We start from the raw sequence: 12,453 nt of genomic DNA, 5'->3' as shown, positions 1-12,453 counted from the left end.
TGTCAGGGCTGTCAGAGCCCACGACGCGAGCACGCCGGAGTCGGAGCCGGAACGTCGCTCGTGCAGCATGCGTGGCCGCGGTGCTTTTCCTGGTCATGCTCGGTGGCGCCGCTGTTTCGCAAGCCGCCGACACGCATGTCGCCGACCCTCCCGAACATCGCACCGTAATGGCTCAGGAGGCCCCGTCGGACGAGACGGTCGAAGAAATCAAGCAATTCATAGCCGATATCGTTCACGATTTCGCAGAAACCATCAAGCCCAGTGTCACTGTGCACTTCGCCGTAACTGTGGCCTTTACAGCGGTCGGTGGATACGGTCTTTTCAAGATCGTGTTCAGGCCCCGCCGTCGCAGCGTCCATGACCACCGCGACGGTTACCAGCCCCACTGCCACGCGTGCCACGACCTTCACTACGGCTCGCACCGGACCCGGCGGTGAGGCGTGGCCTCACCAGCCCGTGAACAGCAGGTGGTTCAGCAGCAGTGCGAGTACGGCCTGTGCGGTGAGCCAGTGGCGTCGCGCCGCCCCGGGCAGGAGTGCCGTCGCCGCCGAAAGGAAAGTGGTGAACGGCAGCCAGATGCGTTCGGTCTCCGCCTTGCTCATGCCGGAGAGATCGGCGGCCAGCAAGGCGAGGAGCGCGGCCAGGACGAGTGCGGTCAGACGGTCGGCAGGTGTGGTCCGGCCGGTGTACAGGCGGCCGAACGTGGCGGGGGCGGACGCCGCCGTCCTGCGCAGGGCGGCCACCGTCGCCGGACCGACGACCAGCACCGTGCAGGCGAGATTGGCCCAGACGAAATAGCCGTACGGTCTGATGCCGCCCGCACCCTGGTGGTAGCGCTCGACCAGCAGGTGGTACGCCTCCCACCAGTTGAAGCCAGCGAGGGTGAAGATCAGCGGGACGACGGCCGCTCCCGCCAGGAGGAGAGGAAGCGGGCGAAGGCTGCGGGTGATCAGCAGGACGGCGGCGACGACAAGGGCGAACAGCGTCAGGCCGTACGAGAGGTAGCAGACGAGTCCGAACAGCAGGCCCGAGCCGAGGGCCGCTGCCGCCGGGGAGCGGACCGTACGCGTCGCCGCCAGCGCGAGCAGCGCGATCGTCCACGCCGTGACGGCGGCGAAGTAGCCGTCCGCGGAGGCGCCGACCCAGATCGCGGCCGGGGTCAGGACGAGGAAGGGCGCCGCCCGGCGAGCGGTCGCCTCGTCGGCCAGAGCGCGCAGGGTGATCAATACGGCCGCCACGGCGGTGCTGCCCGCGGTGACGCAGAAGGCCCCGGCCCAGGCGCCGCCGCCGAGGCCGACGCGGTCGAGGAGGACGAACGTGAGGGCGGCGCCGGGCGGATGACCCGCCGTGTGGGCGGGCCAGGGGTCGGGGGAGTCGATCAGGATGTGCCGGGTGAAGTCCCGCAGCGTCGCGGGGATGTCCTCGAAGCGGTCGACGACCTGGAGATACTCGTACTTGGTGGTGAGCCGCTGTGCCACGCCCCGGTACATGCCGTCGACGAGGGCGAGCGACCAGATCCAGGCCATGGAGGCGGTCCACGCGGCGAGGAGAAGGGGCCGCCAGGAGAGCCGGGCGGCGAGGGCGGGACCGTACGCGATCACGGCGACGGCGACCGCGAGCGCGGCGGGTGTGCCGGGGCCGACGTGCGGGTCCCACCGGGCGTAAAGCGGCGGCCAGTTGAGGTGCAGGGTGCCGTCCGTGTGCTCGATGAAGGTGCCGACGGCTACGGCCGCGGTGACGAGTAGCGCCGCGATACCGGCCGCGGCGAGGTCACGGCGGTGGCCGGTGCGCTCTGTGGTGCTCACGTCTGCACGTTAGGCGCGGTGGGAACCAGTGATCGGATTCCGAGGGCCGACGTCAGAGTTTCGTCATGAGTTGCGGGCCCGTCGGAAGGCAGGGCCCGGCATACGGTCGATCCATGCCCCGCACACCACATGTGACCTCCCCTGTCGATCCCGGGTTCTGGCGCAGTCCGCTGCGCGGGCCGTGGCTCACCTCGGTTCTCGGTGCCGTCCTGCTGGTCGGCATCACGGTCCTGTTCGTGACGGGCCTGCTGTCCTACGCGGCGTACAACCCGAACCTCTCGCCCGTCAACGACAAGACCCCGGACAAGGGCCTCCTCGGCTTCTATCTGTTCGACTGGCCGACCGACCCGCACTGGCTCTACCGCCTCAACCAGGGACTGCACGTCACGGTCGGCATCACGCTGATTCCGGTGCTGCTCGCGAAGTTGTGGTCGGTGCTCCCGAAGCTCTTCACGCTGCCCCCGGCCCGGTCGGCGGGGCACGCCCTGGAGCGGCTGTCGCTTCTCCTGCTCGTCGGCGGCGCCCTGTTCGAGTTCGTCACCGGTGTCCTCAACGTCCAGCTGGAGTATCTCTTCCCCGGGTCGTTCTACCCGCTGCACTTCTACGGTGCCTGGGTGTTCTTCGGCGCGTTCGCGGCCCACGTCGTGCTGCGCCTGCCCCAAGCCGTACGGGTGCTGCGGCAGCGGGGGTGGCGCGAACAGCTGCGGGGCCCGGGCCCCGAGCCGGCCGACGAGGCGGGCCTGGTGGCTGCCGCACCCGCCGCACCCGCCGCTCCCGCAGCACCCGTACGAGTTGGGGCACCCGCCGCGCCGACCGTGTCGCGGCGGGGCGCGCTCGGCATGGTCGGCGCGGGCTCCGCCCTGCTGTTCGTGACGGCGGCGGGGCAGACCGTGGACGGCCCGTTGCGCCGCACCGCGCTGTTCGCCCCGCACGGCGGCGGTGACCCCGGAAGCGGGCCCAACGGCTTCCAGATCAACAAGACGGCGGCGAAGGTGGGCATCGAGCCACGGGAAACGGGCGAACTCTGGCGTCTCGTCGTCGGCGGCGGGCCACGCGGCGAGGTCAAGCTCTCGCGGACCGAGCTGCTCCAACTCCGGCAGCACAGTGCGGCGTTGCCCATCGCCTGCGTGGAAGGCTGGTCGACGTCGGACCAGTGGTGGCGTGGCGTGCGCCTGCGCGACCTGGCGGCCCTCGCCGGGTTCGACGAGGACCCGCCGGGGGTGCTCGTGGAGTCCTTGCAACGGCACGGGGCCTTCCGCAAGGCCGCGTTGCGCGACAACCAGGTGCGCGACCCGCGCTCTCTCCTCGTCCTGCACGTCAACGGGGAGGAGCTGTCGCCGGACCACGGCTATCCGGCCCGGATCATCGTTCCGGCCGCGCCCGGCGTGCTCAACACCAAGTGGGTGTCCCGTCTGACCTTCGGGGAGCTGTGATGAGCGGTCGCACGCAAGCAATCCGGCCCATGGGCCGACTGCGGCGGTGGTACGGAGAAGGGCCCCTGCAACTCCTCGTGCTGCTGGCCTCGTTCGCGCTCGCCGGGTATGCGGGGGTGCGCCTCCTGGACGGTGACGGGCTGCTGATCGCCGTCTGGTTCGCCGGCGCGGCGCTCGTGCACGACCTGCTGTTCGTGCCCGCGTACGCACTCGTGGACCGCGCCCTGCGCACCGCCGCGGGGCGGCTGGAGCGCAAGGAGTGGATCAACTTCGTACGTGTTCCGGCCTTCTTGTCCGGGCTGCTGTTGCTGGTGTGGTTTCCGCTGGTCACCGGGCAGGTGGAGCGCTATGAGGCTGCCACGGCGCTTCCCGCCGGTGTCTTCCTCGTCCGCTGGCTGACCGTCACGGGCGCGCTGTTCGCGGGAGCCGCCGTGTGCGGGGTGACTCTGCTTCAGGTGCGGCGCGTGCGGCGCAGCGCCAGGAAGCAGCGGCCTCCGGTGGTCCACTGATCGACCCGGTTCCAGCCGAGCGGACGGGCGTGGCGCAGCAGGGCGGGGGCGCCGAGACGGGCCCAGGGGAACGGCTCGCCCGGTGCGCCGTGCCCGTCGTCGACGTGCACTTCCACCCGCTCGTCGACGTCCAGCGGGGCGGCCTCCGCGACCAACAGGCCGCCTGGAGCGACGAGTTGGGCGACACGCTCCAGCAGCGCGGGTGGGTCTCCGCCGATTCCCACATTGCCGTCGATGAGCAGGGCCGTGTCCCAGCGGCCTTCACCGGGGAGCGCGTCGAAGACGGACCGGAGCAGCGCGGCGCCACCGAGCCGGACCGTGTGGTCGACCGCCGCCTGGCTGACGTCGATTCCCAGGACGCGATGGCCGCGGGCGGCTGCCCCCGCCACCAGGCGGCCGGGGCCGCAGCCGATGTCGAGGACGCTGCCCTCGCAGCGGCGCAACGCGGAGAGGTCCGCGGCGTCGGCACTCGCGCACCAGCGCTCGACGTCGAGAGGCAGCAGCCAGCCGTCGCTGCGACGCAGGAACAACGGGCCGTGGCCGTTGCGCAGGGCGTTGGTGTACGGATCGGCGTGCCAGGGTGCGGCGGACGCGGGGGCTGTCCCGCGGAGCCCGGTGTCGGGGGGTGCCGTGCTCATCGGCCGCCGCCCTGTGCGGTGTGCCCGGCCGCCGCCGCGAGGCGCGTGAGCGTGGCGGCGAACCGGGTGTCCGGCGCCGCCGCGGCGACCTCACCGGCGTCGTCGGCGGTGTCCACGTCGCGCAGCGGGGGAAGGTCGCGCACTCTCAGTCCGGCGCCCGTGAGCCGGGCCCGCTGCAAGGCGCCGGTGTCGGGCCTCGACATGGGGACGCCGCGCAGCAGCCGCGGATCGGGCTCGGCCAGGCCGAGCGCCCAGAATCCGCCGTCGACGGCAGGGCCGAACCAGGCGTCGCAGTCCTGCCAGGCGCCGGGGGCGAGCGCGGGGGCGAGCAAGTCGGGGGTGATCTGCGGGGTGTCCATGCCGACCAGAAGGGCCGGCCCCGTACATGCGCCGAACGCCGCAGCGAGCCGTTCGTCGAGGCCGCCCGCGCACTGCGGAACCACCTCGATGCCGGCAGGCAACCAGGGCCCCGGCCGCCCGTCGAGCACCAGGACCCGGCGGCGGGCGGGAGCCGCGAGCACCGTGCCGAGGGTGTCGCCAAGCGAGGCCGCGGCCAACTCGGCGGCTTCTTCGGGGGTGTAGGGCGGGGAGAGGCGTGTCTTTACGCGCCCGGGCAGGGGTTCCTTGGCGATGACGAGGAGGGTGGTTGTTGCGTGTGGGGTCATGGGGTGCCGCCTGGGGTGTGGGGTGCGGGGTGGGGTGTGGTCGTGGCGGCGTGGGTGTTTTGTTCGGGGGCGCGGCATGGGGTGGGGCGGTGTTTTGTGCGGCCCGGCGGGGGTTCTTTGGCGGTGGCGAGGTGGGTGGTTGTTGCGTGTGGGGTCATGGGGTGCCGCCTGGGGTGTGTGGGGTGGGGTGGTTCTTCGTGCGGCCCGGCGGGGGTTCCTCGGCGATGGTGAGGCGCGGGTTCCCGTACGTGGTCATGCGGCGCCGCCCGGTGCCTGGCGTGCGCGGCCGACGGGGGACGGGTCCGGCGGGGACGGGGTCGGCGGTTCCGCCAGGACCGCCCGCATGTCGCGCACCGCGTGCCACGTCCCGCGCCACGTCCCCGTGACCTTGGACTTGCCCTCGCGCGGCAGATACGGCACGTCCCGCTCCTCGATCCGCCAGCCGGCGTCGGCCGCCCGCACGACCATCTGGAGCGGATATCCGCTGCGCCGGTCGGTGAGGGCGAGCCCGGCCAGGGCCTCGCGCCGCATCGCCCGCATCGGGCCGAGGTCGTGCAGGCGTACGCCCGTACGGCGCCGCAGCATCCGCGCGAGTGCCACGTTGCCCGCGCGCGCGTGCGGTGGCCAACTGCCGCGTCCCTGTGGGCGCCGCCGCCCGAGGACCAGATCGGCCTCTCCGTCCGCCACTCTGCGTACGAAGGCTCGCAGCAGCCCCGGATCGAGCGAGGCGTCACAGTCGCAGAAACACACGATGTCCGCGTCGGATGCCGTGAGGCCCGCGTGACAGGCGGCCCCGAAGCCGCGCCGGGGCTCATGCACCACGGTGGCGCCCAGGGCGCGGGCGATGTCCGCCGAACCATCGGTGGAGCCGTTGTCCACGACGACGGCCCGCCAGTCCTCGGGAACGCGTTCAAGGACCCAGGGCAGGGCCCCGGCCTCGTCGAGGCAGGGCAGAACGACATCGACCAGGAGGCCACGAGCGCCGGAAGCCCCGGGTACATCGGGTACGTGGGGTACGTCAGGGTCGGGTTCTGGGGAGGGGGTCATACGACTCACCCTATGAATCCGAACCGGACATATCGGACTTGAGGTTCTTACGAAACAGGGACATCGGCAACGGGGAGCAGTCCTGACCGGCCGGGCTTCGCGCCGCAGGTGCGAGGCTTGCCGTATGCAGCCATCACCGCAGGAACGCCCGGCCGCCGGGCCCGCCGCCCCCGGCCCGCTCCGGGTGCTCGTCGTCGACGACGATCCGACCGTCGCCGAGGTCGTCGCGGGCTACCTCGAACGCGGCGGCTATGTCGTCGGCCGCGCCGAGGACGGCCCCGGGGCGCTGGAGCGCGCCGCGGCTTTCCGGCCCGACCTCGTCGTCCTCGACCTGATGCTGCCCGGCATGGACGGCCTGGAGGTGTGCCGCCGTCTGCGCGCCAGGGGCCCCGTGCCCGTCATCATGCTCACCGCCCGCGGCGACGAGGACGACCGGATCCTGGGCCTTGAGGTGGGGGCCGACGACTACGTCACCAAGCCGTTCAGTCCGCGAGAACTGGTCCTGCGGGTGGAGTCGGTGCTGCGCCGCAGCCGCGCCGCACACGCCCCCGGGGCCGTCGCCACGCTGAGTGCCGCGGGTCTGCGGGTGGACCCCGCGGCGCGGCGCGCGACGAAGGGCGGAGCCGAACTTGCGCTGACGCTGCGGGAGTTCGATCTCCTGGCCTTCCTGTTGCGGCATCCGGGGCAGGCGTTCGGGCGGGAGGAGTTGATGCGGGAAGTGTGGGGCTGGGAGTTCGGTGACCTGTCCACGGTCACGGTCCACATCCGCAGGCTCCGCGGCAAGGTCGAGGACGATCCGGCCAAGCCGCTGCTCATCCAGACGGTGTGGGGACTGGGATACCGCCTCGACGTACCGGAGGGGGACGGGGGTGGCGCCGGAAACGGCACTGGGGGAGCCTCGGCCGACCGCGACTCCGGCGCCCCGCGGAGCGACGCGCCGAGTGACGCGCGGAGTGACCTCGTACCGCCCCGAGCCGAAGGCTGATCCTCATGCTGAAGGACATCCTCGTCATCGCCGCCTTCGCCTTCCTGGGCGCGGCGGCCGCCGGGCTGCTCGGCGTCCTGGCGCTGCGCCTTCTGCGGCATCGGTCCCTCACGGTTTCGATGACCGTCGTGGCGGCTGTCGCGGTGTTCGCGATGCTGGCCGGGACGCTCGCCGTGGCCTGGGAGATGTTCCTGTCGCTGCACGACCTGACCGTGGTCACCATCGTGGTGGCGATGGCAGCCGCGGCCTCCCTGGGCACCGCGCTGCTGCTCGGCCGCTGGGTGGTAGCCCGCAGCAAGGCCCTGACCCTGGCGGCCCGTTCCTTCGGCGAGGGCGGCAGTTTCGCGGCCCCGACCGAGCCTGCCAGTGCCGAACTAACCGCACTAGCAAGGGAGTTGGAGTCAACCAGCGCCAAGCTCGCCGAGTCCAGGGAGCGTGAGCGGGCCCTGGAACGCTCCCGGCGCGAACTGGTCGCCTGGATCTCGCACGACCTGCGCACCCCGCTGGCCGGGCTGCGGGCCATGTCCGAGGCGCTGGAGGACGGCGTGGCCGCCGAGCCGGACCGCTATCTGCGGCAGATCCGCACGGAGGTCGAACGCCTCAACTCCATGGTCGGAGACCTCTTCGAGCTCTCCCGCATCCACGCGGGCGCGCTGGCCCTTTCGACCGCCCGCATCTCCGTCTACGACCTCGTGGGAGACGCCATCGCGGGCGCCGATCCGCTCGCCCGCGAACACCGGGTGCGTCTCGTCGGCGACAGCGTAGAGGCCGTCCCGGTGGAGGTGGACAGCAAGGAGATGAGCCGCGTACTCGGCAATCTCCTGATCAACGCGATCCGCCGCACACCGGCCGACGGGACCGTGGCAGTGGCCGCGGAGCGCTCCCCGGACGGCGTGGTCCTGTCCGTGACCGACGGCTGCGGCGGCATTCCCGAGGAGGATCTGTCCCGCGTCTTCGACACCGGCTGGCGCGGCAGCCAGTCCCGCACGCCCCCGGCGGGAGCGGGCCTCGGCCTGGCGATCGTGCGGGGCATCGTCGAGGCCCACCAGGGCAAGGCGGCCGTACGCAACGTAGCGGGAGGCTGCCGTTTCGAGGTGACGCTGCCGACGACGGGGGCATAAGCCGCCAGAGGCATGCCTATCCCCGCAGCGGTGACTTCGCGAACGTCGTCATTCCCTCGGTGAAGCCCACCTCGGCCCGCCACCCCAGCTCTGCCCTCAGTCGTCCCGAGTCCGCCGTGATGTGCCGTACGTCGCCGAGTCGGTACTCGCCCGTCACCGTCGGGGCCGGGCCGCCGAACGCGCGCGACAGTTCGCGGGCCATCTCCCCGACGGTGTGGGGCTCGCCGCTGCCGGTGTTGTACGCGGTGAACGCCCCCGCCTCCCGCTCGCGCACCGCCTCGAGCATCACCGCGTTGGCCGCCGCCACATCCCGTACGTGCACGAAGTCCCGCCGCTGGCAGCCGTCCTCGAACACGCGTGGCGCCTCGCCGCGCTCCAGGGACGAGCGGAAGAACGAGGCCACACCGGCATACGGGGTGTCGCGGGGCATGCCGGGGCCGTACACGTTGTGGTAGCGCAGCGACACCGCACGGCCGCCGCTCGCCCGAGCCCACGCCGCGGCCAGATGCTCCTGAGCCAGCTTGGTCGAGGCGTACACGTTGCGCGGGTCGGCAGGCGCGTCCTCACCCACCCTGCCAGGCGTCAACTCGGCGCCGCAGTCGGGGCAGAGGGGCTCGAAGCGCCCCGCGTCCAGATCGGCCGCCGCGCGCGGACCGGGCCGTACGACCCCGTGCCGGGCGCACTCGTACCGCCCCTCCCCGTACACCACCATCGACCCCGCGAGCACCAGATCCCGCACCCCGCTCCCGGCCATCTCGGCGAGCAGGACCGCTGTGCCCAGGTCGTTGCAGCCGACGTACTCGGGCGCGTCCGCGAAGTCCTTGCCGAGCCCCACCATCGCCGCCTGATGACACACCGCGTCCACCCCGCGAAGGGCCTCGCGCACGGCGGCCCGGTCCCGCACGTCGGCGACGATCCACCGCTGTCCGGCGGGCGGCCGGGGTGGCCGGGACGTCTCCGGGTGGGCGGACGGCAGCAGGGCGTCGAACACCACCGTTTCGTGCCCGCGCTCGGCGAGGGCTTCGACCACGTGCGATCCGATGAATCCGGCGCCGCCGGTGACAAGTACGCGCATGCCACCCACGCTAGGAGCGCCGGGCCGCGATGACGATCACCGGCGGCGCTTCGTCACCGGTCGGTAAGAACTGACCGGGGAGGCCCCGGGAACACGACGCCCCGGGAACGCGAGGCCCCGTGCCACACCGAGTTCGACCAGATCCTGCGGGCGCAGGCGAAGCTGCTCCGTCGTCGACCGGATCTCCTCCCGCCCCCGCTTGAGGATCGCGGCGGCCAGCTCGGGGGAGATCACCGAGAAGTAACTGTCCGGCGTCGCCCAGAGATTGTCCGGCGCCGCGAGGGCCAGTGCCCCGCCGGACCCGCCCTCGCCGATGACCAGCGAGGTGACCGGCACCGGCGATGAGGCGACGGCGGCGAAGAGATCGGCGATCGCCGCGCCGGCCCCCGCCCGTTCGGCCTCGGCCCCGTTCGCCGCCCCCGGCGTGTCGATGAGCGTGAGTACGGGAATGCCGAGCCGCCCCGCGAGCCGGACGAGCCGCGCGGCGGTGCGGTATCCGGCGGGCGTCGTCGCCGTCCCGCACTGCGCCGCGTAGGCGACCGCCCGTCCCTCGTGCCACCCGATCCCGCAGAGCATCCCCGGGTCCGTGCCCCCGCACCGGTCGCCGCGAATTGGCGCCCGGTCGCTGAAGTAGGCGGCCAAGTAGGCCTCGGCGCGCGGCCGTTCGGGGTCGCGGGTGCGTCTTACGGCTTCCCAGCCGGTGGCGGGCAGGTCGGTACGGCCGAGCGCGGCCGGGGGTTCGGCGGGCGCCGGGCGAGGGGCAGCCGCCGCGCCCGCGGACTCGGGGCCTGCGGACTCGGTGCCTGCGGACTCCGTGCCCGTGGACTCTGTGCGGGCGAACTCTGTGTCTGCGGCCGCCGTGGCGCCCCCGGCCCTGCCCGCAGTGGACAGCAGCCCGAGTCGCAGGGCCAGGGCCTCGCGCAGTTCCCCGGGGCGTACGATCTCGTCGATCGCCCCGGCCGCCAGCTGCGCCTCGGCGGTGTACGCCGCGGGGTCCGCGTCCGCGGGGCGCACCCGCGATCCGGCGAAACCGACCTGGCTGCCGGGCAGTGCCAGGGTCAGGTCGGCGCCGGCCCCCAGAGTGGCCCAACCGCCCCCCGTGGCCGGGTCGCGAAGGACCGCGATCCGCGCCAGGCCCGCCGCACCGGTGAGCTCCGACTGCCGTGCCACGCGCTGGAGTTGGACCAGCGCGCGCATGCCCTCCTGCATACGGCTGCCGCCCGTCGCGATCAGCGAGACGACGGGCAGCCTGTGCTCCCTGGCGTGCCGGTGGGCGGCTTCGAGGCGGTCCCCGGTGCGCTCGCCGAGGGAGCCGCCCAGGAAGCCGAACTCGAAGGAGACGATCACTGCCCGGGTGCCGCCCACGGCCGCGGTGCCGCAGACCACGGACTCCTGTTCGCCGGTGCGTTCCTGGGCGCGGGCGCGGGAGTCCCCGTACCCCTGCCAGGCGAGCGGTCCGTCCCGCTCCTCGTCGCTGAACTCCCCGTCAGGCACAGCAAGTTCGGTGAAGCTGCCCGGGTCGGCCACGGCGGCGACGGCCGCCCGCGCGGTCAGGCGCGCGGCAGGACCGTCAGGGTCGTCGGGAACGGCAGGGCCGTCAGTACCGGCAAGGCCGTCCGGCGTGGACTCAGCCATGGAGGGACCGCTTCATGATCTTGCCCATGTCGTTGCGGGGGAGCTGCGAAAGATAGTGCACGACCCGCGGGCGCTTGTGCGGGGCCAGCTGGGCGGCCACGTGGTCCGCCAAGTCTTGCTCCGACGGAGCCTGTTCGGGGTCCGCCGGCACGATCCAGGCCACGATGCGCTCGCCCAGGTCGTCGTCCGGTTCGCCCGTCACGGCGGCCTCGCGCACGCCCGGGTACTCCAGGAGGGCGTTCTCGATCTCACCAGCGCCGATCTTGTAACCGCCGCTCTTGATCAGATCGGTGGCCTTGCGGCCGACGATGCGCACATAACCGTCGTCGTCGCGCACCGCCATGTCGCCGGTGCGGAACCAGCCGTCGGCGGTGAAGGCCGCCGCCGTCGCGTCGGGCCGGTTCAGGTACTCGGTGAACAGGTTCGGGCCGCGCACCTCGATCTCGCCGACCTCCCGCGGGTCCGCCGTCTCGGCGCCCGCCTCGTCGACGAGGCGCAGCTCGACGCCGCCGAGCGGCACCCCGACGGTTCCGGCGCGCGGTTCGCCGTCCGCCCGCACGCTCGTGTTCATCAGGGTCTCCGTCATGCCGTACCGCTCGATCACCCGGCGTCCCGTGGCCGACGCGATCCGCTCGTGGTCGTGCACGGGCAGCGCCGCCGATCCCGACACCAGCAGCCGGGCGCCCGACAGGGCCTTGGCGAGGCCGGGATCGGTGGGCAGCGCCTCCGCGATGCGGTGATACATGGTGGGTACGCCGAACAACATCGTGGCCCCGTCCGCCAGTTCGCGCCGTACCCCTTCGACGGAGAACCGGCCCAGATGCCGTACCGAACCGCCGCGGCGCAACGGGCCGAGGATGCCGAGGATCAGCCCGTGCACGTGGAACAGGGGGAGCCCGTGCACCAGCACGTCGTCGGCCGTCCACTGCCAGGCGTCCTCAAGGGCGTCAAGTGTGGCGGAGAGGGCCCGGCGCGGAAGCACCGCTCCCTTGGGCGGGCCGGTGGTGCCCGAGGTGTAGACGACCAGGGCGGGGGACTCGGGCGCGGGTTCGGCAGGCAGCCGGACGGGACCGGTCGCGGTGCCGGTCGGCGTGATGTCCGTACGCTCCAACGACCCCAGTTCGTCGGGGAGTTCGTCGCCCGGTGCCGCAAGGATCACCGACGGGGCGCTGTCCGCCACGATGTGCCCGAGCTCCCGCTCGCCGATCTTCGGGTTCAGCGGTACGACGGGCACTCCGGCGAGCAGCGCCGCCACCACGCCGACGGCGGTTTCGAGCGTCGGCGTGGCCCACAGTGCCACCCGGCGCGCCGAGCCGATGGAGGCGGCCAGGGAACCGGCCGCCGCGGCGAGTTCGGCGTACGTCAGGGAGCGCTCGCCGAAGCGCAGAGCCGGGAGGTCGGAGCCCGCGACGAGGGACGGGAAGAGGGGCGGGTGAGGCAGACTCACGCTGTGTATCTCCTTGGTCGGTGCGTCGGTGCGTCGGTGCGTCGGTGCGTCGGTGCGTCGGTGCGTCGGTGCGTCGGCGCGGCCGTGTTGGCC

Annotated in this window: 12 protein-coding genes; 4 read left to right on the top strand and 8 right to left on the bottom strand. The window is 72.8% G+C overall.

Annotated elements, in window-relative coordinates; translation table 11 throughout:
* Window positions 1-11 precede the first annotated feature (11 nt).
* Both IE226_RS30645 and IE226_RS30640 read right to left on the bottom strand, forming a co-directional pair.
* Window positions 12-401, bottom strand: coding sequence for a hypothetical protein (locus tag IE226_RS30645; protein WP_229871638.1), 390 nt, complete (start codon window positions 399-401; stop codon window positions 12-14).
* Between the two features lie 45 nt (window positions 402-446).
* Window positions 447-1,805 carry a hypothetical protein gene (locus IE226_RS30640; RefSeq protein WP_190084657.1) on the bottom strand — a complete coding sequence of 453 codons (1,359 nt, stop codon included), beginning with the start codon at window positions 1,803-1,805 and terminating at the stop codon, window positions 447-449.
* Between the two features lie 113 nt (window positions 1,806-1,918).
* Here IE226_RS30640 and IE226_RS30635 point away from each other — a divergent pair, with 113 nt between their 5' ends.
* Both IE226_RS30635 and IE226_RS30630 read left to right on the top strand, forming a co-directional pair.
* The gene (locus IE226_RS30635; protein ID WP_229871637.1) at window positions 1,919-3,238 is read left to right on the top strand and encodes a molybdopterin-dependent oxidoreductase; all 1,320 of its coding nucleotides are present in this window, start codon (window positions 1,919-1,921) and stop codon (window positions 3,236-3,238) included.
* Complete coding sequence (locus tag IE226_RS30630) at window positions 3,238-3,747, top strand: hypothetical protein (protein ID WP_229871636.1); 510 nt, start codon at window positions 3,238-3,240, stop codon at window positions 3,745-3,747. The genes IE226_RS30635 and IE226_RS30630 overlap by 1 nt, the downstream gene beginning before the upstream one ends.
* Here IE226_RS30630 and IE226_RS30625 read toward each other — a convergent pair.
* From IE226_RS30625 to IE226_RS30615, 3 genes are all read right to left on the bottom strand, one after another.
* Window positions 3,690-4,385 (bottom strand): class I SAM-dependent methyltransferase, encoded by a 696-nt coding sequence (locus IE226_RS30625; RefSeq protein ID WP_190084655.1) that lies wholly within the window; start codon window positions 4,383-4,385, stop codon window positions 3,690-3,692. The genes IE226_RS30630 and IE226_RS30625 overlap by 58 nt on opposite strands.
* Window positions 4,382-5,050 (bottom strand): TIGR04282 family arsenosugar biosynthesis glycosyltransferase, encoded by a 669-nt coding sequence (locus IE226_RS30620; protein ID WP_190084654.1) that lies wholly within the window; start codon window positions 5,048-5,050, stop codon window positions 4,382-4,384. The genes IE226_RS30625 and IE226_RS30620 overlap by 4 nt, the downstream gene beginning before the upstream one ends.
* A 252-nt stretch (window positions 5,051-5,302) precedes the next feature.
* Entirely contained in the window at window positions 5,303-6,097 is a 795-nt protein-coding gene (locus IE226_RS30615; RefSeq protein ID WP_190084653.1) for a glycosyltransferase family 2 protein, read from the bottom strand.
* Between the two features lie 124 nt (window positions 6,098-6,221).
* Between IE226_RS30615 and IE226_RS30610 the strand changes: the two genes are divergently transcribed.
* Window positions 6,222-7,082 carry a response regulator gene (locus IE226_RS30610; RefSeq protein WP_190084652.1) on the top strand — a complete coding sequence of 287 codons (861 nt, stop codon included), beginning with the start codon at window positions 6,222-6,224 and terminating at the stop codon, window positions 7,080-7,082.
* 8 nt (window positions 7,083-7,090) lie between these two features.
* A complete protein-coding gene (locus IE226_RS30605) occupies window positions 7,091-8,203 on the top strand; it encodes a sensor histidine kinase (RefSeq protein ID WP_190084701.1) in 1,113 nt (370 codons plus the stop codon).
* A gap of 16 nt (window positions 8,204-8,219) precedes the next feature.
* Here IE226_RS30605 and IE226_RS30600 read toward each other — a convergent pair whose 3' ends face one another.
* The 3 genes from IE226_RS30600 to IE226_RS30590 are packed head-to-tail and all read right to left on the bottom strand — an operon-like array spanning window position 8,220 to window position 12,360.
* Window positions 8,220-9,278: an NAD-dependent epimerase/dehydratase family protein gene (locus IE226_RS30600; RefSeq protein WP_190084651.1), complete on the bottom strand. Its 1,059-nt coding sequence runs from the start codon at window positions 9,276-9,278 to the stop codon at window positions 8,220-8,222.
* A gap of 36 nt (window positions 9,279-9,314) precedes the next feature.
* Complete coding sequence (locus tag IE226_RS30595; RefSeq protein ID WP_190084650.1) at window positions 9,315-10,913, bottom strand: carboxyl transferase domain-containing protein; 1,599 nt, start codon at window positions 10,911-10,913, stop codon at window positions 9,315-9,317.
* A complete protein-coding gene (locus IE226_RS30590) occupies window positions 10,906-12,360 on the bottom strand; it encodes an acyl-CoA synthetase (RefSeq protein ID WP_229871635.1) in 1,455 nt (484 codons plus the stop codon). Before IE226_RS30590 ends, IE226_RS30595 begins: the two co-directional genes overlap by 8 nt.
* Window positions 12,361-12,453: the final 93 nt, after the last annotated feature.

It is taken from the genome of Streptomyces longisporoflavus (assembly GCF_014649775.1).
In the GTDB taxonomy this organism is placed as follows: Bacteria; Actinomycetota; Actinomycetes; order Streptomycetales; family Streptomycetaceae; genus Streptomyces; species Streptomyces longisporoflavus.
The sequence above is the reverse complement of the archived record's forward strand: the minus strand, read 5'-3'. Positions and strand labels throughout refer to the sequence as shown.